General features: G+C 63.5%; 24 protein-coding genes. 3 read left to right on the top strand and 21 right to left on the bottom strand.

Going from position 1 to position 23,134, the window contains the following annotated elements:
* The first annotated feature begins 11 nt into the window (after window positions 1–11).
* Both NL123_RS28415 and hemE read left to right on the top strand, forming a co-directional pair.
* Window positions 12–1,430, top strand: a complete 1,419-nt coding sequence (locus tag NL123_RS28415) for an FAD-dependent oxidoreductase (RefSeq protein WP_058423660.1) — start codon at window positions 12–14, stop codon at window positions 1,428–1,430.
* 197 nt (window positions 1,431–1,627) lie between these two features.
* Entirely contained in the window at window positions 1,628–2,695 is a 1,068-nt protein-coding gene (gene hemE, locus NL123_RS28410; RefSeq protein ID WP_012721820.1) for a uroporphyrinogen decarboxylase, read from the top strand.
* 57 nt (window positions 2,696–2,752) lie between these two features.
* Here the strand turns inward: hemE and NL123_RS28405 are convergent, their stop codons facing one another.
* The gene (locus NL123_RS28405) at window positions 2,753–3,994 is read right to left on the bottom strand and encodes an MFS transporter (RefSeq protein ID WP_494358350.1); all 1,242 of its coding nucleotides are present in this window, start codon (window positions 3,992–3,994) and stop codon (window positions 2,753–2,755) included.
* 157 nt (window positions 3,995–4,151) lie between these two features.
* On the opposite strand from NL123_RS28405, the gene NL123_RS28400 reads away from it, so the two are divergent.
* Window positions 4,152–5,045 carry a LysR family transcriptional regulator gene (locus NL123_RS28400; RefSeq protein WP_494356798.1) on the top strand — a complete coding sequence of 298 codons (894 nt, stop codon included), beginning with the start codon at window positions 4,152–4,154 and terminating at the stop codon, window positions 5,043–5,045.
* A 369-nt stretch (window positions 5,046–5,414) separates the two neighbouring features.
* Here NL123_RS28400 and NL123_RS28395 read toward each other — a convergent pair whose 3' ends face one another.
* From NL123_RS28395 to NL123_RS28300, 20 genes are all read right to left on the bottom strand, one after another.
* Complete coding sequence (locus tag NL123_RS28395; protein WP_248485783.1) at window positions 5,415–5,864, bottom strand: hypothetical protein; 450 nt, start codon at window positions 5,862–5,864, stop codon at window positions 5,415–5,417.
* A 26-nt stretch (window positions 5,865–5,890) separates the two neighbouring features.
* On the bottom strand, window positions 5,891–7,117 hold the full coding sequence (locus NL123_RS28390) for a beta-ketoacyl-ACP synthase (protein WP_058423656.1): 1,227 nt from the start codon (window positions 7,115–7,117) through the stop codon (window positions 5,891–5,893).
* Window positions 7,117–7,845, bottom strand: a complete 729-nt coding sequence (fabG, locus tag NL123_RS28385; protein WP_071492356.1) for a 3-oxoacyl-ACP reductase FabG — start codon at window positions 7,843–7,845, stop codon at window positions 7,117–7,119. Before fabG ends, NL123_RS28390 begins: the two co-directional genes overlap by 1 nt.
* A complete protein-coding gene (locus NL123_RS28380) occupies window positions 7,842–8,303 on the bottom strand; it encodes a hotdog family protein (protein WP_248485784.1) in 462 nt (153 codons plus the stop codon). The genes fabG and NL123_RS28380 overlap by 4 nt, the downstream gene beginning before the upstream one ends.
* Window positions 8,300–9,466 carry a beta-ketoacyl-[acyl-carrier-protein] synthase family protein gene (locus NL123_RS28375; RefSeq protein WP_248485785.1) on the bottom strand — a complete coding sequence of 389 codons (1,167 nt, stop codon included), beginning with the start codon at window positions 9,464–9,466 and terminating at the stop codon, window positions 8,300–8,302. Before NL123_RS28375 ends, NL123_RS28380 begins: the two co-directional genes overlap by 4 nt.
* Window positions 9,463–9,945 (bottom strand): hypothetical protein, encoded by a 483-nt coding sequence (locus NL123_RS28370; protein ID WP_248485786.1) that lies wholly within the window; start codon window positions 9,943–9,945, stop codon window positions 9,463–9,465. Before NL123_RS28370 ends, NL123_RS28375 begins: the two co-directional genes overlap by 4 nt.
* Window positions 9,942–10,676 (bottom strand): class I SAM-dependent methyltransferase, encoded by a 735-nt coding sequence (locus tag NL123_RS28365; protein WP_248485787.1) that lies wholly within the window; start codon window positions 10,674–10,676, stop codon window positions 9,942–9,944. Before NL123_RS28365 ends, NL123_RS28370 begins: the two co-directional genes overlap by 4 nt.
* Window positions 10,673–11,920: an NAD(P)/FAD-dependent oxidoreductase gene (locus NL123_RS28360; RefSeq protein ID WP_494356797.1), complete on the bottom strand. Its 1,248-nt coding sequence runs from the start codon at window positions 11,918–11,920 to the stop codon at window positions 10,673–10,675. The genes NL123_RS28365 and NL123_RS28360 overlap by 4 nt, the downstream gene beginning before the upstream one ends.
* Before the next feature lie 33 nt (window positions 11,921–11,953).
* Window positions 11,954–14,266 carry an MMPL family transporter gene (locus NL123_RS28355; protein ID WP_494356796.1) on the bottom strand — a complete coding sequence of 771 codons (2,313 nt, stop codon included), beginning with the start codon at window positions 14,264–14,266 and terminating at the stop codon, window positions 11,954–11,956.
* Window positions 14,256–14,909, bottom strand: a complete 654-nt coding sequence (locus tag NL123_RS28350) for an outer membrane lipoprotein carrier protein LolA (protein ID WP_494356795.1) — start codon at window positions 14,907–14,909, stop codon at window positions 14,256–14,258. Before NL123_RS28350 ends, NL123_RS28355 begins: the two co-directional genes overlap by 11 nt.
* A 29-nt stretch (window positions 14,910–14,938) precedes the next feature.
* Window positions 14,939–15,364 (bottom strand): acyl-CoA thioesterase, encoded by a 426-nt coding sequence (locus tag NL123_RS28345; RefSeq protein ID WP_058423647.1) that lies wholly within the window; start codon window positions 15,362–15,364, stop codon window positions 14,939–14,941.
* Window positions 15,357–16,898, bottom strand: a complete 1,542-nt coding sequence (locus tag NL123_RS28340) for an HAL/PAL/TAL family ammonia-lyase (RefSeq protein ID WP_071497129.1) — start codon at window positions 16,896–16,898, stop codon at window positions 15,357–15,359. Before NL123_RS28340 ends, NL123_RS28345 begins: the two co-directional genes overlap by 8 nt.
* On the bottom strand, window positions 16,882–17,817 hold the full coding sequence (locus tag NL123_RS28335; protein WP_248485792.1) for a lysophospholipid acyltransferase family protein: 936 nt from the start codon (window positions 17,815–17,817) through the stop codon (window positions 16,882–16,884). Before NL123_RS28335 ends, NL123_RS28340 begins: the two co-directional genes overlap by 17 nt.
* Window positions 17,814–18,548: a glycosyltransferase family 2 protein gene (locus NL123_RS28330; RefSeq protein ID WP_494356794.1), complete on the bottom strand. Its 735-nt coding sequence runs from the start codon at window positions 18,546–18,548 to the stop codon at window positions 17,814–17,816. Before NL123_RS28330 ends, NL123_RS28335 begins: the two co-directional genes overlap by 4 nt.
* 167 nt (window positions 18,549–18,715) lie before the next feature.
* Window positions 18,716–20,386, bottom strand: a complete 1,671-nt coding sequence (locus tag NL123_RS28325; protein WP_494356793.1) for an ApeI family dehydratase — start codon at window positions 20,384–20,386, stop codon at window positions 18,716–18,718.
* Window positions 20,383–20,928: a COG4648 family protein gene (locus NL123_RS28320; protein ID WP_248485795.1), complete on the bottom strand. Its 546-nt coding sequence runs from the start codon at window positions 20,926–20,928 to the stop codon at window positions 20,383–20,385. Before NL123_RS28320 ends, NL123_RS28325 begins: the two co-directional genes overlap by 4 nt.
* Window positions 20,925–21,179: an acyl carrier protein gene (locus tag NL123_RS28315; protein WP_016979215.1), complete on the bottom strand. Its 255-nt coding sequence runs from the start codon at window positions 21,177–21,179 to the stop codon at window positions 20,925–20,927. Before NL123_RS28315 ends, NL123_RS28320 begins: the two co-directional genes overlap by 4 nt.
* Before the next feature lie 9 nt (window positions 21,180–21,188).
* Window positions 21,189–21,458 carry a phosphopantetheine-binding protein gene (locus NL123_RS28310; protein WP_058423641.1) on the bottom strand — a complete coding sequence of 90 codons (270 nt, stop codon included), beginning with the start codon at window positions 21,456–21,458 and terminating at the stop codon, window positions 21,189–21,191.
* Window positions 21,436–22,248 (bottom strand): lysophospholipid acyltransferase family protein, encoded by an 813-nt coding sequence (locus NL123_RS28305; RefSeq protein ID WP_248485796.1) that lies wholly within the window; start codon window positions 22,246–22,248, stop codon window positions 21,436–21,438. Before NL123_RS28305 ends, NL123_RS28310 begins: the two co-directional genes overlap by 23 nt.
* Window positions 22,224–22,943 (bottom strand): beta-ketoacyl synthase chain length factor, encoded by a 720-nt coding sequence (locus tag NL123_RS28300; RefSeq protein WP_058423639.1) that lies wholly within the window; start codon window positions 22,941–22,943, stop codon window positions 22,224–22,226. Before NL123_RS28300 ends, NL123_RS28305 begins: the two co-directional genes overlap by 25 nt.
* Window positions 22,944–23,134 lie beyond the last annotated feature (191 nt).

Genomic DNA, 23,134 nt, shown 5'->3' with positions numbered 1-23,134 from the left:
GAGGTTTTAACATGGCTGAACGTCTGAATAACGACTTCCAGTTCATCGATGTCGGGCGCAAAGATCCGAAGAAGAAACTGTTGCGTCAACGCAAGAAAGAGTTCGTGGAAATCTACGAACCCTTCAAACCCCAGCACTCGGCCGACCAGGCCCACCGTTGCCTGGGGTGTGGTAACCCGTATTGCGAATGGAAGTGCCCGGTGCACAACTTCATTCCCAACTGGCTCAAGTTGGTGGCCGAGGGCAACATCCTCGCCGCCGCCGAGCTGTCGCACCAGACCAACACCCTGCCGGAAGTCTGCGGCCGGGTGTGCCCGCAGGACCGTCTGTGCGAGGGTGCGTGCACCCTCAATGACGGCTTCGGCGCGGTGACCATCGGTTCGGTGGAGAAGTACATCACCGACACCGCGTTCGCCATGGGCTGGCGCCCGGACATGTCCAAGGTCAAGCCGACCGGCAAGCGCGTCGCGATCATCGGTGCCGGCCCTGCCGGCCTTGGCTGTGCCGACGTATTGGTGCGTGGCGGCGTGACCCCGGTGGTGTTCGACAAGAACCCGGAAATCGGCGGCCTGCTGACCTTCGGCATCCCCGAGTTCAAGCTGGAAAAAACCGTCCTGAGCAACCGTCGTGAAGTGTTCACCGGCATGGGTATCGAGTTCCGCCTCAATACCGAAATCGGCAAAGACATCACCATGGAGCAACTGCTCGAAGAATACGATGCGGTATTCATGGGCATGGGCACCTACACCTACATGAAGGGCGGTTTTGCCGGTGAGGACCTGCCGGGCGTGTACGACGCGCTCGACTTCCTGATCGCCAACGTCAACCGCAACCTGGGTTTTGAAAAGTCGCCGGAAGACTTCGTCGACATGAAAGGCAAGAAGGTCGTGGTGCTCGGCGGTGGTGACACCGCGATGGACTGCAACCGCACCTCGATCCGCCAGGGCGCCAAGTCGGTGACCTGTGCCTATCGTCGTGACGAAGCCAACATGCCCGGCTCGCGCAAGGAGGTGAAGAACGCCAAGGAAGAAGGCGTGAAATTCCTCTACAACCGCCAGCCGATCGCCATTGTCGGTGAAGACCGCGTGGAAGGTGTGAAGGTGGTCGAGACCCGTCTCGGCGAACCGGACGCCCGTGGCCGTCGCAGCCCCGAACCGATCCCGGGTTCCGAAGAGATCATCCCGGCCGACGCCGTGGTCATCGCCTTCGGCTTCCGCCCAAGCCCGGCGCCGTGGTTCGAGCAGTTCCAGATCCAGACCGACAGCCAGGGCCGTGTCGTGGCTCCGGAACAAGGCCAGTACAAGCACCAGACCAGCAACCCGAAAATCTTCGCAGGTGGCGATATGGTGCGCGGTTCTGACCTGGTGGTGACGGCGATCTTCGAAGGGCGTAATGCCGCCGAAGGGATCCTGGATTACCTGAACGTCTAATCTCGTTCAAGCTGAAATGCGGTCAAAAATGTGGGAGGGGCGGTGCGACGACTCGACGCACCGCCCCTCCCACATTTATTTTTGCAGCGCTTTCAAGCCCGCGACAAATTGACCCGATAGACAAAAGGCACGGCTCATACCGTGCCTTTTGCGTCTGGCTCTGAGAAAATGCCCGCACTTTTTTTGCGGATGCCGACATGACTGCCCTCAAGAACGACCGTTTCCTTCGTGCCCTGCTCAAGCAACCCGTGGACGTCACCCCTGTGTGGATGATGCGCCAGGCCGGTCGCTACCTGCCGGAATACCGCGCCAGTCGCGCCAACGCCGGCGATTTCATGAGCCTGTGCATGAACCCGGAGTTCGCCTGCGAAGTCACCATGCAGCCGCTGGACCGCTACCCACAACTGGACGCGGCCATCCTTTTTTCCGACATCCTCACCATTCCTGATGCCATGGGGCAGGGCCTGTACTTCGAAACCGGCGAAGGCCCGCGTTTCAAGAAAGTCGTCAGCACCCTGGCCGATATCGAAGCCCTGCCGATTCCAGACCCACACAAAGACCTCGGTTATGTGATGGACGCCGTTAGCACCATCCGCCGCGAGCTTAATGGCCGTGTGCCGCTGATCGGCTTCTCCGGCAGCCCCTGGACCCTGGCCACCTACATGGTCGAAGGCGGCTCGTCGAAAGACTTCCGCAAGACCAAGGCCATGCTCTACGACAACCCGCAAGCCATGCACTTGCTGCTGGACAAGCTGGCGCAGTCGGTCACGTCCTACCTCAACGGCCAGATCATGGCCGGCGCCCAGGCGGTGCAGATCTTCGACACCTGGGGCGGCAACCTCTCGGCGGCGGCGTACCAGGAGTTCTCCCTGGCCTACATGCGCAAGATCGTCAGCGGCCTGATCCGCGAACACGAAGGCCGCAAGGTACCGGTGATCCTGTTCACCAAAGGTGGCGGCCTGTGGCTGGAAAGCATTGCCGACGCGGGTGCTGACGCCCTGGGCCTGGACTGGACCTGCGACATTGGCGAAGCTCGCCGTCGCGTTGGTGGCCAGGTCGCGCTGCAAGGCAACATGGACCCGACCGTGCTGTACGCCAAGCCGGAAGCGATCCGCACCGAAGTCGGCCGCATACTGGCCAGCTACGGCAAGGGCACCGGGCATGTGTTCAACCTCGGTCATGGGATTACTCCGGAAGTGAACCCGGAGCACGCTGGCGCATTCCTGCGCGCGGTGCATGAGTTGTCGGCGCAGTATCACGAATAACACGCAAAACAAATGTGGGAGGGGGCTTGCCCCCTCCCACATCAAAGCCAGAGAAACTCAGGCCTTCGCTTGCCCCAACGGCGGCAACTTCGCCAATTTCAACGCCACCAGCAACGCGCCAATCAACAACGCCACGATAAACGCGCCGATCCCGTTCCACCCGGCGAAGTGCCAGAAGAACCCGCCTGCCGTTCCGGCAACACTCGACCCCACGTAGTAGCAGAACAGATACAGCGATGACGCCTGCCCCTTGGCCTTCACCGCGCGGCGGCCGATCCAGCTGCTGGCCACCGAGTGGGCGCCGAAGAAGCCGAAGGTGAAGATCAGCATGCCCGGCACCACCAGCCACAGCGGGCTGAACAGGGTCAGGGCCATGCCGGCGAGCATCAGCACGATGGTGCCCCACAGCACGCGACGGCGGCCGAGGCGGTCGGCGAGGGAGCCGATTTTCGCCGAGCTGTAGATGCCGGAGAGGTATACCAGCGACAGCAGGCCGACCACCGCCTGGCTCAGGTCGTACGGATCGGCCAGCAGGCGATAGCCGATGTAGTTGAACATCGTCACGAACGCGCCCATCAGCAGGAACGCTTCGAGGAACAGCCAGGGCAGGCCGGCGTCCTTGAAGTGCATGACAAAGCCGTCCACCAGGCTGCGCGGCTTGAGGCTGGTGGCGCGGAAGTTGCGCGATTCGGGGAGGATTTTCCAGAATACCGTGGCGGCGATCAGCGCCAGGGCACCGATGATCAGCATTGCGGTGTGCCAACTGACGAAGTCGATCAACACGCCGATGATCAGGCGCCCGCTCATGCCGCCGATGGCGTTGCCGCCGATATACAGGCCCATGGCCAGGCCGATGTGCTGCGGGTGGATCTCTTCGCTCAGGTAGGTCATGGCCACGGCGGCCAGGCCGCTCAGTGACAGGCCCACCAGCGCGCGCATCAGCAGGATGCCTTCCCAGGTTGGCATCAGGCCACTGGCGATGGTGGCCAATGCGGCGCAGAACAGCGCGGACACCATCACCGGCTTGCGCCCCAGCCGGTCGGAGATCGGCCCGGTGATCAGCAAGCCGAACGCCAGCATCGCCGTGGCCACCGACAGGATCAGGCTGCTTTGCGCCGCGTTGATGGAAAATTCGAGGGACAGCGCGGGCATCATCGGCTGCACGCAATACAGCAGCGCAAAAGTGGCGAATCCGCCGGAGAACAGTGCCAGCACCGTGCGCATGAACATCGGCGTGCCTTTTTCGATGTACGCATCGTTGAGCTGGGCCACCACCTCATCCAAGGCAGTGGGCGGGATTTCTTGAGCGAGTGGAGCGACAGCAGCTTTCACGGGGACCTCGGGGAGGAAGAGCCTGCCGGGACCGGCAATGCAAAAAAGAATATAGCTCCCTAATGATTCTTTCCAATATATTGTTCGACCTGTTTGATAGCTTTAACGACCTAATGAGGCTTGCATGGAATTGCGTCACTTGCGGTACTTCATCGCCGTCGCCGAAGAACTGCATTTCGGCCGGGCCGCGCAGGTGCTGGGCATCTCGCAGCCGCCGTTGAGCCAGCAGATCCAGGCGCTGGAGCAAGAGGTCGGGGCACGCTTGTTTGAGCGGACCAATCGTCGGGTCGAGCTGAGCGAGGCCGGGCGGCTGTTCTTGCAAGAGGCGCGATTGGTACTGGCGCAGGTCGACAAGGCGGCGGATGTGGCGCGGCGGGCGCAGTTGGGCGAACTGGGGGAGTTGAAGATTGGTTTCACTTCATCGGCACCCTTCAACTCCAGCATTCCCCAGGCGATCTTTGCGTTTCGCCAGGCGTTCCCGGCGGTGCACCTCAATCTTCAGGAAATGAGCAGCACCGAAGTGGCTGAGTCGCTGGTGGATGAGTCAATCCAGGTGGGCCTGATGCGGCCGCTGCCGTTGCCGGATTCCTTGAGCGTGGTCGAGTTGATGCGCGAACCCTTGGTGGCGGTGTTGAACGCGGGGCATCCGTTGGTGCGCGGCAGTGAACGTGGTTTGCACCTGGCGCAGTTGGCGGACGAACCGTTTGTATTTTTCCCGCGCACCTACGGCAGTGGGCTCTATGCGCAGTTGCTGAACCTGTGCCGTGACGCGGGTTTCAGCCCGCACTTCGCCCAGGAGGCGGGCGAGGCGATGACCATCATCGGCCTAGTGGCGGCGGGGCTGGGGGTGTCGGTGCTGCCGGCGTCGTACCAGCGCATACGGATCGATGGGGTGGTGTATCGCACGTTGTTGGATCAGGAGGCGATGACGGCAGTGTGGCTGGTGCAGCGCAGAGGTGTGCAGACACCGATGGCGAAGGCTTTTGTGGAGTTGTTGACGCGCAAGGCTGCCCAATAACCTCCGGCAAGCAAGTTGTTGTGGCGAGCGAGCTTTTTGTGGTGAGCGGGCTTGTCCCGCGCTGGAGTGCGAAGCGCTCCCAAGATCTTTGGGGCCGCTACGCAGCCCAGCGCGAGCAAGCTCGCTCACCACAACAGCCCGCTCGCCACAGGTACTGCGTTAGTCGTCAAATCGGCACTTTGCCACGGGTTGTCGGAAGGCTGTTTTCAGGCATACTGCCCCAAGTTCCCGAAAGGGGCTTGTGAGACTCTGAGGATCCTGGGCAACCAGCCATCGCAGAGCCAGGCAGGAAGCGGCGATGACAAGCCAACCTGTTTGTGAAGAGGGCGCCGAATGGCGCCCTTTGTCGTTTCTGGAGCAGCGCCGGCCTTAATTCTGTTTGGAGCTGCCCGTCTGCTCAAACAGCTGCGCCGCTGCCCCGGTCCCGTCCGCGCCGTTGTTGCGCAACCCCGCCATGATGTCGCGATCCAGCATGCTCACCCAGCGGTTGTAGTTGCGATGGATCTTGCCATCCTTGTAGCCCAGTTCGCGGCTATCGCGGTAGGTGATGGCGTAGCTGTTGCGGGTGTAGCGGATGTCGATGGCGGCGTAGTACTGGTTACGCACATTGATCTCGGCCTGCACCAGTTGCGGGCTCAGGCGTTGTACCGTCCATTCGCGCTTTTGCAGGGCGTTGACGATCACCATTTTCATTTTTTCTTCGCTGACCTGGGCGTTGGCCGGCAGGTCGTGCTGGGTGTTGAGGATCGGCTTGCTGGTGCAACCGGCGGTGACCAGCAGGGCCAGGGTGATCAAGGTGACGCGTAGCAAGGAAGACATTCCGTTTTCTCCAATCGATTAAAAAGTCAGGACCAGCGGCGGAAAATCAGCGAGGTGTTGACGCCGCCAAAGGCAAAGTTGTTGTTCATCACATAGTCGTGGTGCATCTCGCGGAACTCACCCTGCAGGTAATCCAGCTCGCCGCATTGCGGGTCTACCGAATCCAGGTTGAAGGTGTGCACGTACTGGTCGCGGTTCATCATCTCGATGCTGAACCACGACTCCAGCGCGCCACACGCGCCGAGGGTATGGCCGAGGAAACTCTTCTGCGAACTGATGGGCATGCGGCTGCCGAACAGGCTGCTGGTGGCCAGGGTTTCAGCGATGTCGCCTTGGTCCGTGGCAGTGCCATGCCCGTTCACGTAGCCGATCGCGGACGGCTCAAGCCCGGCATCTTCCAGGGCCAGCTCCATGGCGCGGCGCATGGTTTTCTGCTCCGGGCGGGTGGTGTGCTGGCCGTCGGCGTTGCTGCCGAAGCCGACGATCTCGGCATGGATATGCGCACCGCGCGCCAGGGCATGTTCGAGTTCCTCGAGTACCAGCATGCCGCCGCCTTCGCCTATCACCAGGCCATCGCGGCCGCTGTCATAGGGGCGTGGGCTGGTTTGCGGGGCGTCGTTTTTCAGGCTGGTGGCGTAGAGCGCGTCGAACACCATGGCTTCGGTGGGGCACAGCTCTTCGGCGCCGCCGGCGAGCATCAACGGCAGGCGGCCGAACTTGATTGCCTCGTAGGCATAGCCGATGCCCTGGCTGCCGCTGGTGCAGGCGCTGGAAGTGGGAATGAGTCGCCCGGTCAGGCCAAAGAAGATGCTGATATTCGCCGCCGTAGTGTGCGGCATCATGCGCACGTAGGAGTTGGCATTCAGCCCCTCGGCCACCGAGTTCAGCAGCATGTTGCCGAACGCCTTGATCTCGTCGGTGCTGCCGGTAGACGAGCCGCAGGCCACGCCCATGCGCCCGTCCTTGATGGATTCATCGCCGAGCAAACCGGCGTCCTGCAACGCCTGTTCCGCTGCCCACACCGCCAGGCGCGAAACCCGGCCCATGCTGCGCAATTGTTTGCGCGTCCAATGGGCGGGCACGACGAAGTCGTCGATCGGCCCGGCCAGGCGCGTGTTCAGTTCCGTAAAGCGGTCCCACTCGTCCATGCGCCGGATGCCGCTGCGGTTGGCGCGGAAGTTGGCCGAAATGGTTGCCCAATCGCTGCCCAGGGAGGTCATGCCGGCCATGCCGGTGACGACGACGCGCTTCATCAGCACAAACCTCCATTCACGGCCAGGACCTGGCGCGTGATATAGCCGGCTTCGGCCGACATCAGGAAGTTCACCGCACCAGCCACCTCTTCCGGCGTACCCATGCGCTGCGCCGGGATCATTTTCATCAGCTCTTCCACCGGCACGTTTTCATCCAGCATCGCCGTGTCGATCAAGCCGGGAGCGACGCAGTTGACGGTGATCTTGCGCTTGCCCAGCTCGATGGCCAGGGCCTTGGCCGCGCCAATCAGACCGGCTTTGGACGCGCTGTAGTTGACCTGGCCACGATTGCCGATCAAACCGGAAACCGACGTGATGCACACGATACGCCCAGCCGCGCGCCGACGAATCATCGGCATCATCACCGGGTGCAGCACGTTGTAGAAACCGTCCAGGTTAGTGCGCATCACCACGTCCCAGTCCTCCTCCGACAGGGCCGGGAATGCGCCGTCACGGGTCAGGCCGGCATTGAGCACCACGCCGTAGTAGGCGCCATGTTGCTCCACATCGGCCTCGAGAATCTCCTTGCACAGCGCACGATCCGCCACATCGAACTGCAGCACCCGCGCCTTGCGGCCCAGGGCTTCAACCTCGGCCTGCACCGCATCGGCGTCGCTACGCCCGCTGCGGCAGTGCAGCACGAGGTCATGCCCGGCCTGGGCCAGGCGCAGTGCAATGGCGCGGCCGATGCCACGGCTGGAGCCGGTGACCAGTACGGATTCAGTCATGGCGTTACGTCCTTCGATTCATCTAAATAATTGGCCGCCTGGGGCGGTCGAAATACATTCAAGCGGGCGCTCGCCTGGATACCGTCAGCGGTCAGGTGGCATTCGAACACACCCATGCCATTGTCGTCTTCCAGGGAACGCAGGCCGTGGATGCTCAGCTCGGCGCCTGCCGGAAAGTGCTCCACGTTGCACTCGAACTTGCGCGTGCCAAGCAGGAAGCCCAGTGCCACCGCTTCGCCTTTCTGGCGCGCGTGGCAACCGGCGTAGGCGGCGACGCTCTGCGCCATCAATTCGATGCCGACCCAGGCCGGCAGGCTGCCGTCAGCGCGATTGAACAGGCCGCCTGGCTTGACCGTGGCGCGAGTGTGGATCTGCTCTTCATCGAACGACAGCACCTGGTCGATCAGGATCATGTCGCCCGCATGGGGCAGCAGTTCGGCGAGTGGCCAATCGATCATGGGGCCTCTCCAATAATCAGGCTGACATTGTTACCGCCGAAGGCAAACGAGTTGCTCATCAGGCAGCGTTTTTCCAGGGCCTCTGTGGCTTGCGCCCAGTGCAAGGCGGGCAGTGCCGGGTCGGCCTGGCCGTCCCAGACATGCGGTGGCACCCGGTGGTGGACCAGGCTCAACCAGCAGAACGCCGCTTCCAGCGCACCGGCAGCACCCAGGGTATGCCCGCTCATGGGTTTGGTCGATGAGCAAGGCACGCCGTGGGGGAACAGGCTGGCGACGGCCAGGCTTTCCATCGCATCGTTATGCTGGGTGGCGGTGCCGTGCAGGTTCAGGTAGCCGATCTGCTCGGGCTGCAATTTCGCGCTGGTCAGGGCCTTGCGCATCGCCTGCAACGCACCTTTGCCGGTGGGTTCGGGCGCGGAGATATGGTGTGCATCGCAACTGGCGCCGCTGCCCAGCAGGGCGATGGGTGCGGGCGCCTTGCTCATCAGGAACAGCACCGCTGCTTCGCCAATGTTGATGCCGTTGCGGTTCACCGAAAACGGATTGCAACGCTGGTTCGACACCGCTTCCAAGGCACTGAATCCGTTGAGCGTGAGCTTGCACAGGCTGTCGACGCCGCCGCAGATCACCGCGTCGCACATGCCCAGGTCCAGCAGGCGCTGGGCGCTCATCAGTGCGCGGGCGCTGGAGGTGCAGGCGGTGGAGATCACATAGGCCGGGCCGCTCAGTTGAAGCCAGTCGGCGAGGAAATTCGCCGGGGCGCTGAGTTCCTGCTGCTGGTAGTCGTAGTCGCCAGGGAACTGGTGTTCGCGCAGGTAATGGGCAATACCGCGACTGGCTTCATCAATACCCGAGGTGCTGGTGCCGAGCACGATGCCGACCCGCGATGCGCCGTAGATGCGGATCGCCTGGCGGATCTCGCCCTCGATCTGCAACGCTGCCTCCAGCAGCAACTGGTTATTGCGGCTGCTCTGCTGGCCCAACTCGGTGGGTATGGTTGCCAGCTCGCCGTGCACACCGGCCACCGGCAGCACACGTTCCGGGACCCAGCCGCTTTCGGCGCGCATGCCGGAGCAGTCACCGGCAAACAGGCGGCGGCTGACCTCGGCCTGGCCACGGCCGAGGGCGCAGATCACGCCGAGTGCGTTGAGGTAGGCGCTCATCGTGCCGTTCCTAGCGGCGTGATGCGGTAGCTCAAGGGCTGGCCGGTCATGTTCACGCTGAACACCTCGGACGACTGGTACACGATCTGCCAATGGCCCGGCAGCGTACGCGTCAAATCCATCGCCTGCGCGCTGGGGTACAGCGCACGCACGTCATCCGCCGAGGTCAGTGCAAACAACAGCGCGGCGAACAGCTCGCGTGCCTGGGGATTGGGCGGCAGCAAGCCATCGGCCTGCCACTCGCCATCGATCAACTTTTGCCGGGCCTGGGGGATGCCCAGCGGGTCCATCATCGACCAGCGAATGCCGCTGCCTTCGCGCTGGATCACCAGCAGCCAGTCCTGGCTCTGGCCGTCAGCCAGGCGTTGCACATGCAGTTGCAGCGGCAAGGCCAGGGCCGGGATTTTCGCGGGCAACGGCGCCTGGCTGGCGCAGGCCCCCAGCAGCAACAGGCAACCGATCAACAGCCAGCGCATCATGACGCGGTACTCGCCAAAGGCTTGCGTGCCACGCAGTTGACCAACGTTTCTTCGCGCTGGCCCACCGGCGGTGCCTTGCGCAGCCCCCAGCGTTCCAGCAGGCCGAAGTCACTGGCGCGGCTCCACCACAGGTATGGGTACGAAACGTTTTGCGGGCCAAACTCAAAGCCTTGTTCGCGGAGCATCTCCAGGTATTCTTCGGCGCTTTTCTGCACATGCATCGGGTGGCGGAACAGCCAGCGGATCACCCAGGTATCGATATAGGCTTCGGTGGACTCGGCAAACAGCAAGTAACCGCCCGGCTTGAGCACGCGGTAGAACTCCTTGAGTGCGCGATGCTGCTCAACCAGGTGATGGAAGGTCTGGTGGCAGAACAGGATGTCCACGCTGTCGTCCGGCACCTGCAGGGTGGCGCAGTCACTGCCGATCAGCTCGATGGCCAAGCCTTGGCGCGCCGCTTCTTCACGGCTCAGTTCCAGGCTGTGCGGGTCCGCATCCAGGCCGATCAGGCGCGCAGGGGCGAATACCTGCTGCAACAGCTTGAAGGATTTGCCCTGGCCGCAACCGGCGTCCAGCAGCACCGGTGCCTGGGGCAGCGGCTCGGTGAACAGGCCGCGCAGGTCATTGATCGCTACGCGCAACACATGGTGCTGCCAGGTGTGGCTGCGCAGGAACCAGAAGCCGAACCGGGTTTCCTCGACGTAGTTCTTACTCAAATACTGACTGCTCACGCGGCATCCCCTGCACAAATTTCCGACAACATCCGCAAGCGTCGCTTGGGCTCACTCACAAACGGGTTGCGCTCATCCCACGCATAGCCGGCGAGGATCGACGCGATCATCCGGCGAATCTCCGGCGAGCTGCCCGGATGGAAGATCACATCCTGGAACGTCCCGGCGTACCAGCCTTCGACGTAGCAACGGAAGGTATCGACACCGCGCTTCAACGGTTCGGCAAATTCGGTCTGCCAGTCGACGGTTTCGCCGTTGAGCTGACGATGCAGCACGCCGGCTGCCATGCTCGCCGAACGCATGGCGATGGTCACACCCGAAGAGAACACCGGGTCGAGGAATTCCGCTGCGTTACCCAGCAAAGCGAAGCCCGGACCGTGCAGGGCTTTGACGTTGGCCGCATAGCCGCCGATGGTCCGCGCCGGCGTATCCCAGACGGCGTTTTGCAGCACGCCGGACAGGCTCGGGGTTTCATCGATGAAGCCGCGCAGGCAGGCGTCGAGGTCAGCATCGCGACCGTCAAAATGCGGCTTGGCGGCGACCACGCCCACCGAGCAGCGGCCGTTGCTGAACGGGATGGTCCAGAACCAGATATCGCGCTTCGTAGGGTGTGTGGTCACCAGGATCTTGGTGCGGTCGAAGTCCGGGTGTTCGATGCGATCTTCGATGTGGGTGAACACCGCCTGGCGCACCGGAAAGTCCGACGGTAGATCCAGCTCCAGCAGGCGCGGCAATACCCGGCCGTAGCCGCTGGCATCGAGCACAAACTTAGCCTTGAGGTGGTACTCGCTGCCGTTCTCCCGGCGTACATGCAGGTAGCGCGACTCGCCCTTGAAGTCCACGCCGACGATGGTTTCGCCGTAGCGGATATCCACGCCTTGCTTGGCGGCCTGATCGGCCAGCAACTTGTCGAACTCGCCGCGCTGCACCTGGAAGGTGGTCGGTTTGCCGTTGCTGAAGGTGTCGCCGAAATCAAACGCGCTGTAGCGCTCGCCCCACGCAAATGCGGCGCCGGTCTTCACCTGGAAGCCCGCCGCCTGCACGGCGTCGAGCATGCCGGCTTCTTCGATAAAGTCGATGCAGTGCGACAGCAGGCTCTCGCCAATCGAGAACCGTGGGAAATGCTGGCGCTCGATGATCAATACATCATGCCCTTTGCGCTTTAACAGCGCGGCGGCGATGGCCCCGGATGGACCGGCACCGATCACCACCACCTGGCGACGTTCCATTTCAACTGTGGGCACGAGGGCTCCTTGCCACATTGGCGATAATCACATTCATAAGGCGTGCTTCTGTCGCCCGGCCCAGGGCGCCAGCATAAAGCTGAAGGCCAGGCCCAGGCTGACTGATAAGCCGAAATTGCTCACCGCTGGTGTACTGGACACCGCCAGCAGGCCAAACGACAACCAGGTCGTCAACGCTGCCAACAAGGTCCCCAAGAGACTGACCGCAGGACCGCCGATTTGCTCGCGCATCAGGATCGCGTAGTCGACGCTGATGGCCGTGACCAGCAGCAGGCCGAACAGGCTGAACAGCGTCAGCGGCTGGCCCAGCCAGCCGAGGCTGGCCAGGCTGCACAGCGCCGCCAGCAACGGCAGGGCGACGATACGCAAGGCACCGCCGAAGCCGAACGGCAGGATCAGCAGCAGCACGATCAATACGCAGGACATCAACTTCAATTCCGCGGCGCTGATCTGGGTGTCGGCAAACACTCGGTTCAAGTCGCCCAGGCGGTCGACTAACTGCACGCCGGGCAGATCCAGCGCTTGCACACGCAGCAGCGCGGGGTTGTTCAAGCCTTGCAGGCTGACCATCGCCGCCACGCCGCCGTCCGCCGGCCCGAGCCACAGCGTGCGCCAAGGTTCGGCCAGCGGGCCTTTCAGCGCGGCGTCGATGTCTTGTGTAGGCAGTGCTTGCAACTGGGTGACTTCGGCTTGCAGGGCACTGGCGGGTACGCCGAGGTCCAGCAGTGGTTGCCAGTGTTGCGGCAGTGCGTTCAGCGCATCGCGCACTTGTTGCTGTTCGGCGGGCAGGCTGACCAACTGATTGAGCGCCAGATAGCCCTGGAGCTTGTCCATGTTCACCAACTGATCAAGGCGTTGGCCCAGCGCGCGTTGACGCTCCAACAGTTGCTGCTGGTTATCTGCACGCACCAGGAAGAACTGGCTGGTAGGCTGGAACCCGGTGATGCGCGCCACGGCCTGGGCTTCTTGCAGCAATTGTGGCGGCGCACCGATCCATTGGCGAATATCGTTCTTGCTGTTCAGGTGCCACAGGCCACCGGCGCAAAACAGCAGCACCAGCGCCAGCAATGCCGGGCTCGGCACGCGCTTGAGCAACGACTCGCGCACCAGCCACAGGCATTGCGCGATGCGCAGCGGCCATTGCGCCGGGCGCAGTTCGACGCCCTTGAGCAGCGCTGGCAGCAGGCACACGGCGGACAGGTACGCACCGACCAGACCCGCCGCGGAGAACACCGCAATCTGGGTCAGCGCCGGGAACGGCGTCCAGGCCAGCGCCAGGTAGCCGATGCAACTGGTGGCCAGGCTCAGGCTCAAGCCCGGCAAGGTGATGCGCAGCGCCGGCCAGCTGCGCCAGGGGCTCATGCTCCAGCTCTTCGACAGGTAATGCAGCGGGTAATCCACCGCCACGCCGATCAGGCTGGAGCCCAGCACCAGCGTCATCACATGCATATGGCCGAACAGCGCCACACAGGCCACCGCGCCAAACAGCATACCCACCAGCACCGGCACAAACGCTAGCAACACGCGCCAGCGGCGGAAGGCGAGCAGCAGCAACAACAGGATGCCGACGGTAGCACCGCCACCGACCCAGGTAATCTCCCGCGTGGCCTGCTGCTGACCATTGGCGGCGTACAACAAACCGCTGGCGGCGAGCAACTGCGCGCCTTGCTGACCGGCTTGCGCGCGGCTCGCCTGGAGCAGATCCGCCACTTGCAGCGGCAGTTTCATGTCGAAGGCACTGCCGGTGGTGCGTGCCCGCAGCAGCACCCAGCTTTTGCCGTCGGCATCGGCGATCAGCGCACCGCTGCCGATATCCAGCTGCACCGAACCGTGTTGCGGCTGGCTGTTCTGGATACGTCCGGTCAGGCCCAGCCAGTCATCCTGGCTCGACACCAGGCTGAACCCGGTGAAAGGGTCGAACAGCGCTTGTACGCGTTGCTGGATAAACGCATCGGGATGCTCGATCAGTTGCTCGCGGTCCTTGGCTGACAGCATCGCCAGGCGGCCACGCAGCAATTGCTCGCGCAGCGCCGGCAAGTCGGCTTGCAGGTTCCATTGCACCCTCTCAAACAGCCCGCTGGCCTGCCAGCGCTCGCCCAACTGTTGCGCCACGGCGACGGCTTGCTGGCGGTCGGCATGCCCCACCAGCACCAGCATTTCGCGGTTCAGCGGTTCTTGCATGCGTTGTTCGGCTTGCTGTTCCAGTGCATCCGGGGTGTTGCCCGGCACCAGTTCCATCAGGTTGGCCGACAGCGGCGCGCCGTGACGCCATTGCCAGCCGGCCAGGGCCAGCACGGCCGCCAGCAGGATCAGGAACAGGCGCGGCAGCAGGCGCTCACTGGGCAAAGTCGTGTTGCTCCGCGTCGCTCAAGGGCTGGGCTGCGGTGCTGTCCTGCATGCGCAGCACGGTGCTGTCGCCCTGGGTTTCCAGCAGCTCGATTTTTTGCACCAACTCGCCACCGTCGATATTGATCTGGGTGAAGACTTGTTTTAACAGCAGCGAGCGTGGGATCAACGTCAGCTTCCAGTCGTTGGCTTCGCCTTTCAATTGCAGTTCGAAGTCTCGCTGCAAACCACTGCTGTCGCCCTGCAGTACGGCGAGGAACAGCCGATTTTGCTCGGCACCGGCGCTCTTGTTCGGCAGCAGTTGCCAGCCATTGGCATCGCGACGGGCAATGCCCTGGGCGCTGATGCGGTAGTCCTGTTGTAGTGGGGTTTTCAGCAGCCACAGCAGGCCATGGTCCTTGGCGAGCACGAAGGTGCCTTTGCTGACCAATGGCTTGGGCAGGGCGCGCAGGTGTTTTTCCTGGGTAAAGTTGCCGTGGATCACCGAGGGTTTGGCCAGTTGGTCGCTGAGTTGCTGCAAATCGAAAGCGTGGGCACTGAAACTCAGGAACAACCCGATCAAAAATGTGGGAGCGGGCTTGCCCGCGATGAGCCTGAGGGCGCTGCGTAGTGTCCGGCGGATCGCGTTATCGTTGAAGTCCATCGGGGGCAAGCCCCCTCCCACATGGGATTTCATTTCAGGGCCCTTTCGACGGCGTCGGTGAAGACTTTGGGGGAGGCCAACTGCATCTCGCGGCTGGCAATCTCAACTGCCACCTGCACGGTGCTGGCGCGGGTCAAACGCTCGCCGCTGGCCAAATCGGTGATCAGGTAATTGACCTTCAAGCGGTTCTCCCACTCCACCAGGCTGGCGCGTACGTTGATGGTCTGGCCGAACACGGCGCCGCGCACGTAGCGCAGTTGCAGGTCGATCACCGGCCAGGCGTAGCCCGATTCGAGCATCGCCGTGTAGTTGTGGCCGAGCTTGTCCAGCAACGCGCAACGCGCCACTTCCAGGTACTTCACGTAATGCCCGTGCCACACGACGTTCATGGTGTCGACGTCAAAAAACGGCACGAGGATTTCAGTGTCGCAATGCAATACGCCCTGGCTACGCATGCAGCCTCCAATGTTGTTCGGCGATGCGTTGCAGGCACAGGCGCAGTTCGCCTTCCAGGGCGCGGTCTTCGATGACCGGTGGGAAGTCCTTGGCCAGCTCTTCATGCATCGCCGCCAAGGCGGGTGGCAGCGGCCGTGCATCCTCGGCCTGGGCCCGCAGCCACACGCCCTGGTTTGCGGCGAGCAGGGTTGCGGCGGCGACTTGTTCGGTCAGCTCCAGCACGCGGATCGCATCGCGGGCGGCGATGGTGCCCATGCTGACCTTGTCCTGGTTGTGGCACTCGGTGGAGCGCGAGAACACGCTGGCGGGCATGGTGTTTTTCAGGGCTTCGGCGGTCCAGGCGCTGGTGCCGATCTGCACCGCCTTGAAGCCGTGGTTGATCATGGCGCGATCAGCCGGCGCGCCGGACAGGTTGCTCGGCAGGCCGTGGTTGTAACGCACGTCCACCAGCAGCGCGAGCTGGCGGTCGAGCAGGTCAGCGACGTTGGCCACCAGGGTCTTGAGGCTGTCCATGGCGAAGGCAATGTGCCCGCCGTAGAAGTGCCCGCCGTGCAGCACGCGTTCTTCTTCGGCGTCGATGATCGGGTTGTCGTTGGCGCTGTTCAGCTCGATCTCGATGAACGAGCGCAGCCAGTTCAGGCTGTCGGCCAGCACACCGAGGACGTGGGGTGCGCAACGCAGCGAGTAGCGGTCTTGCAGGCGATGCAGCGGCGCGGTGGGCGCATCGATGGCCAGGTCCTTGCGCAGCCAGGCGGCGACTTGCATCTGCCCCGGGTGCGGTTTGGCGGCGAACAGGCGCTCGTCGAAGTGTTCCGGGTTGCCTTGCAGCGCCACTACGTTCAGCGCGGTGATGCGCGTGGCCAGTTGCAGCAGATAGTCGGCGCGGGCAAAGGCCAGGCACGCCAGGCCGGTCATCACGGCGGTGCCGTTCATCAGCGCCAGGGCTTCCTTGGGGCGCAGCACCAGCGGGTCCCAGCCCAGTTCGCGGTGCACGTCGGCGGCCTGGCGGCGCTCGCCACGGAACATCACTTCGCGTTCACCGGACAGGGTTGCGGCCACGTAGGACAGCGGCGTCAGGTCGCCGCTGGCGCCGACCGAGCCTTCTTCCGGGATCAGCGGCAGCACGTCGTGTTCGAGGAACGCGTGCAGGCGCTCCAGCAACTCCACGCGCACACCGGACACGCCGTGGCACAGCGACTGCAAACGTGCGGCCAGCACCGCTCGGGTGGCCTGGGCGTCGAGCAGCTTGCCCAGGCCGCAACCGTGGAAGGTATACAGATGACGCGGCAGCGCCTCGACGTGCTGCAAGGGCACGGCCACCACGCACGAATCGCCGTAGCCGGTGGTCACGCCGTAGATCACGCCTTCCTTGTCCAGCAGCGAGTCGAGGAACTGCGCGCCCTTGGCGATGCGCTGGCGATAGGCGGCGTCATCCTGCAACTGCGTAGGCGCCTGACGGTTGGCCAGGGCCAGCACGTCTTCGATGCGCAAAGGGCGTTCGCCAAAGGTTACCGGCTCAAGATGCGTGGTCATCGGTCTTCCAGAAAGGGTAAAAGTTGAACCATTGTTGGGGCGCTTCCAGGCAGAACTGGCCCAGGCGTGCGGCGTAGCGCGCGGTCCACAGGGCTATGACCTGCTCGCGGGTGGTGCGTTTCCATTCGATCAGCGGCGTAAACGGCTCGATGCTCAGGCGATAGCGGCTGCCGTGCTTGAGGCACATCAACAGGTTCACCGGGCATTTGAGCAGGCCGGCCAGCAGCCACGGGCCTTGGGGGAAGGCGGCGTCGTGGCCGAGGAAATCCACGCGTACCGTGCGCCCGCCATGCAGCGGCACGCGGTCGCCGGCGATTGCCAGCCACTCGCCATCGTCCAGGCGCTGGCTGAGCAGCAGCATGGTGGCCGGGTCCAGCTCGCTGACCTGGATCAGGCGCAAGTGCGTCGCCCCGGCCTCGCCCAACAGGCGGTTGAATTGTTCGGCGTGCTTGGTGTGCACCAGCACGTTCATGGTGACCTGTTCACCGATCTCGGCCAGCGCGCGGCACACTTCGAGGTTGCCCAGGTGCGCGCCCACCAGCATCTGCCCGCGCTCACTGCGCAGTTGCCCGCGCAATTGCGCCGGGTCGTTGATTTCGATCTGCTCCAGACGCAGCTTGCCGTTCCACACGTCGAGCTTGTCGAGCAAGGCGTCGGCAAAGGCCATGAACTGGCCGAAGACTTTCCAGTGGCTGGGGCGCAGTTCGTCACGCCCGCTCCAGTCGGCCAGGCGCTGCTGGTACTGCCAGGCGCTCTGGCGCGCGGTCCGGCCGAACAGGAAGAAGTACAGGACGATGCCGTACAGCACCGGGCTCAGCAGTCGACGACCAAGGACCTTGGCGGCGAAGGCGGTGAGTTTCATCAGCCAATAGCTGCCGCGTTCCTCGCGGTCGGCCCAGTGTTTGCTGCTGTCGCTCATGCCTGCCACCGTCGCCACAGGATCATCGGTGCGCGGATCAGCATGCCGAAGAACAACCGGGTGTGCATGGCCGAGATGCGTACGTTGTCGCGGAACAGGCGGAAGTGCGACAGTCCATCGGCCGGGTAATGCACCTGGGTCGGCAGCCAGCGCATCGGCTGGTTGCGCCAGGCCAGGCGCACCAGGATGTCGGAGTCGAAGTCCATGCGCGTGCCGATGTAGGCCGAGTTCATCAGCGCCAGCACCGGTGCCAGCGGGTACACGCGAAAGCCGCACATCGAGTCGCGGATCTGCAACGACAGGGTGTTGATCCACACCCACACGTGGGTCAGGTAGCGCGCATACAAACGGCCCTTGGGCACGCTGTCGTCGTATTCCGGGTAGCCGCAGATGATTGCATCGGGGTGCCGGCGCGAGGTGTCGATAAAGGTCTCGACTTCGCGCAGGTCGTGCTGGCCGTCGGCGTCGACTTGCAGGGCATGGCTGAAACCCAGGCGTGCGGCTTCGCGGAAGCCGGCCATCACTGCGCCGCCTTTGCCCTGGTTGTTGGGCAGGGTCAGCAGGGTGACGTTTTCCAGGGTCGCCAATTGCGCCAGTACCGCCGCGCACGCCGGGCTGCTGCCGTCGTCCACCAACAGGCAGGGCAGGCCGCTGTCCAGCAGGCTGCGCACCACGGCCGTCACGGCGGCTTCGTGGTTGTAAACCGGGATCAGGGCGCAGGGGTTATGCATGGCTCACCCAGCTGGCTGATAAACAACCTGTGGCGAGCGGGCTTGCCCCGCGTTGGGCTGCGAAGCAGCCCCAAAACCTATGCTGGAGTTCTGTCTGATACAACTCGGTTACCTTACTGGGGCTGCTTCGCAGCCCAACGCGGGGCAAGCCCGCTCGCCACAAGAGCCTATGCATGGTCGGCTTCCAACTGGATCCGGCCGCTGGAGCAGGCCGCAACACCATTGCGATAGGCGAAATACAACTTGCCGCGCTGCGCATCAAAGCGCAGGTGCAGTTCGATCGCATCGCCTGGGCGCACCAGTTGCTGAAACTTGAGCACTTCCATACCCGCAAAACTCGCTGGCAAATCGAGCAGTTGCTGGCCCAGGTTGAACGCCCACTCGACCTGCACCACGCCCGGCAGCACCGGCGTGACCGGGAAGTGGCCGCTGAAGTAGGCCAGATCTGGCGGTACGCTCAGTTGCACGGTCCATTCGCCGTTGGCTTCGACGCGCTCCAAGACTTCCGGTGCCTTGGGCCGGGGTGCCAGCAGCAGTGCCTCGATGTCGGCCTGAGGCAGTTTGCCTTGGCTGTTCAGCGGTAGCTGTCTCAGTAGCCGCCAACGACGCGGCAGCGCCAGGGCTTCGCAGTGCTGGCTGAGGTGTTGGCGCAAGGTTTGGGTGACGGTTCGGCGGCCTTGATTGCGCAACGCATGCAGGCCTTCAGCGCTCAACACCACCAGCGCACCGAGTGAAGCGCGATTTTCCTGGACTACGCCCAGACGGGTTTCGGCGACCCACGGGTGGGCCATCAGCGCGTGTTCCAGCATGGGCAGGGAGATGCGTTTTTCTTCCAGCTTGACGATGCGGTCCAGGCGGCCGAGCAGCTCGAAACGGCCATCGGCATGGATGCGTGCGGCGTCGGCGGTTTGTTCGACATGCCCCTCAGGCAGGTATGGCGATGCAATGCGCAGGGCGCCGTCGGCATCCTGGCTCAGTTGCACGTCCGCAAACGGCTGCCAAGGCTGTGCGCCTTGGCGCCAGGCGATGCCGCCGGTTTCCGAGCTGCCGAGAATCTCGGTCGGCCACTGTTGCAAGCGGTCGTACAGGCTGCCGGCGGCGTCCACCGGCAATGCGCCGCCGGACGAAAACACCCGCGACACCTGGCTCAGCGCCGGCCAGTCGAGGTTATCGCCCATGCGCTTGAGCAGTGCCGGGCTGGCAACCCAGGCAAAGTGCGCGTGCTCGCGGCTGGCGCGCTGCATGTCTTCAGGGAATGCCAGTTGCCTGCGCACAAAGGTACGGCCGGCGCACAGCGGCCAGAGTACGCGGAACAGCAAACCGTAGATGTGTTGGGTGGCGACGCTGCCGATGATGCAGGCGTCCTTGAGGTCCTGGCCCCACAGGGTTTCCAGGGCCTCGACCTCGTTGGCCAGTTGGCGCAGGGTCTTGTCGATGCGCTTGGGTTCGCCGCTGGAGCCGGAGGTGCACAGGCTCAGGTGGCAAGTGTCCAGGTCAAGTGCGGCAGCGCTCAGTGGCGCCGCATACAGCGACTCAAGGTCAACCGCTTCGGTCAGCCAAGCATCGACGGCCTCATCCCAGCGTTGGCGGGTCTGAGGTTGCAGGTCGGCGGGCAGCAGTACGCTGACCCCGGCCCGCCAGGCACCCAGCAGGGCAATCGCCAGCAGGCCCGCGTCTTCCAGGTACACGGCCAGGCGCTGGATACCACGCGCTTGCAGGCCTGCGGCCAGGCTCAGGGAGTCTGCCCACAGCTGGGCGTGATTCATGGCAGGTTCGGTGGTGACCGGACGCTGTTCCAGCGGCTCAAGCAGCACGTGCTCAAGTTTCAACCCATTCATACGCGGCCTCGAACCCTTTGTCGTACCAGCCATTCCACGGCAAACAACAGCCCCATCAGCCCGTAGGCGATCAGGCCGTTGTACAACGTCCACCAGCTCAGCGGCGCCCACAGGGTGAGGGCGGCGGCGAGCAGGCCATTACACAGAAAAAATACACTCCACACCACGGTGACCTGGCGGGTATACACGATGGCGTGGGGCGGCAACACCGGGTCGGTCATGCGCGCCAGGCGCTCGACCATCGGCGGGCCATATTTGAGGCTCAGGCCGAACAACGCCAACATGAACCCACTGACCAGGCTCGGGTACCAGCGCAGCAAGTGCGGGTTGTCGAACCAGGCCAGCAACAGGCAGAACACAATTACCGCCAGCGCCATCCAGCGGCTGCCGGGGCGTCGTGCACCGGTCAGCGCGCGCAGCAGCCACAGGCCACCCAGCAACAGGCCGAACTGCCACGGTGCGAAGTGTTCGGTGCCGTAATACACCGCGAAGGGGTACAGCAGCCCCGCCAACAACAGGCCAAGGCCGATCAGCCGGCTCATGCGGCAGGCGTGACCAGACGGTACACCGCCTCAACCACGTCGTTCACGGTGCGCACAGCCTTGAATTCCTCGGCGGCGATCTTCTTGCCGGTCTGGCGCTTGATATGGTCGATCAAGTCGACGGCGTCGATGCTGTCGATTTCCAGGTCCTGGTACAGGTTGGCGTCGAGCGTGACGCGTTCCGGCGGCAGTTCAAACAGTTCCACCAAGGCATCGCGCAGGGTGTTGAAAATATCGTCACGAGTTTGCATGGTCCGGTCTCAAGCTGCCTGTCTGGCCGTGACGAACGCCGCAAGGCTGGCCACGTTGGTGAAGTGATTGCGGGTGTCCTTGGCATCGGCATCGATCTTGATGCCGTACTTTTTCTGGATCGCCAGGCCCAGTTCCAGGGCGTCTACCGAATCCAGGCCGAGGCCTTCGCCGAACAGGGTCTGCTCGCTGCCGATGTCGTCGACGCTGATGTCTTCCAGGCCTAGGGCCTCGATGATCAGCGCCTTTATGTCGTGCTCAAGGCGGTGTTGGTCGCTCATCTTCGGCGAGCTCCTTAATAAAATAGTGATGCAGGTAATCGTTGAGCTTGCGTGAGGCCTGGGGCGCTGGCCCCAGTGTTGCGAACGCCTGTGGTTCTATATCGGCACCCACCCGCAAACTGAAGTGCACGCGGCATTTCGGGATGCGATACCAGGGTTCGGCCTTGGTCAGCGTGGTCGGGCTGACCTTGATCACCACGGGGGTGATGATTGTCGCACCCCGCAGTGCAATGGCGGCACCGCCGCGATGAAAGGCAGGCGCCGCGCCGGGTGTGGTGCGGGTGCCCTCGGGAAAGATGATCAGGGTCTGGCCACTGCGCAGGGCGTCTGCGGCGGCATCGAGCATCTCGGCACTGCCGTCGTTGCTGATATAACCGGCGTCGCGCACCGGGCCGCGGGTGAACGGGTTCTGCCACAGGCTCTGCTTGACCACGCAATTGGCCTGGCGCACCAGGCCGATCAGGAACACCACATCGATCAGCGACGGGTGGTTGGCGATGATCATCTGGCCAGGGCGGCCGAGCTTGTCGGCGCCTTCGACGCTGTAGGTCAGCACGCCGGCGCGTTGCATCAGGCGGATAAAGAACCAGAACAGCCAACTGATCGTGTGGCGGGCTCGGCTGCGGTGTCTTGCAGCGCTGCCTGGCAGGCAACTGAGCAACGGAAACACCAGCAAACGCAGGCACAGCCCGCCGAAGCCGAACAGCGCAAAGCTGGCGGCGGTGGCGAACAGACGCCAGTAATAGGCGTCCCGTGGTTTGTCATTCAGGGCTTGCGTTGCCAGTTCCATACGCGGTTCTTCCAGGCATGTTGGCAGGCGACCTGTTCAGTGAGCAGGGTGCGCAGCAGGTTCAGGGCGTGGGGCCACTGGGTTTGAGTGTGTTGGACAGTGCCGCTGTTCAGTTCCAACTGCCACTCGTCGCCCGGCGTCAGCAGCAGACCGAGGGCGTAGGGGAAGGGCACGTCAACGATCCAACTGGCATAGGCTTCGGGCGGCTGCTCTTCGGTAATCACCAGCAAAACCGCCGGCGCGCCTTCGTTGAGCAGCGCGGCGGCTTCGAGCATGCCGTGCTCCAGGCCATCGCCGGCGGCGGCGAGGGCGGTCATTTCGCTGGTTTCATTGCGCAGGATCGACCACAGCCCAATCACCGCATTGTGCACCGACAGGCTGAACTGGGTCGGCGACAGCGGCTGTTCGCTGGCCAGGTCGCTGAGGATGTCGAGGGTGCGCGGGGTTTCGCCATGCCGGGAGATGAACACCAGCGGCAGGTCCTGCAGGCCTTCGGCCAACGGCCAACCCACGCTGAATGCCATGCGTGCCAGCCTGCTCAGGCGGCGGCGCTGCATGGCCGGCAGGAACGAGACGTCAGGGGCTGCATCACTTGCGGGCAGCAACGCCGGGGCCTGACACCAGGCGCGCCAGTCGTCCACGCTATCGAGCCCGGGGGCCCAGGCGCGCCATTGGGCGATGTTGAAAGTGATCACTGAGAAGTTATCCCGCCCCTGCGGGCTTCCATGTGCGGCTGTTGGCCCCGAATACCGGGACAGGGAACAATAGCCGAATGGCGCGCATTATCCCGGTGCCGTGGGGTTCTAGCAAACTTTGGTAAAGATTTGTGCACGGTCGATTACAAAATAGTGGAAAGAATTTACAGATTGTCCTTTACCCAGGGGCT

It is taken from the genome of Pseudomonas sp. FBCC-B1565, from assembly GCF_059133265.1.
This window is presented reverse-complemented; position numbering and strand designations above follow the sequence as displayed.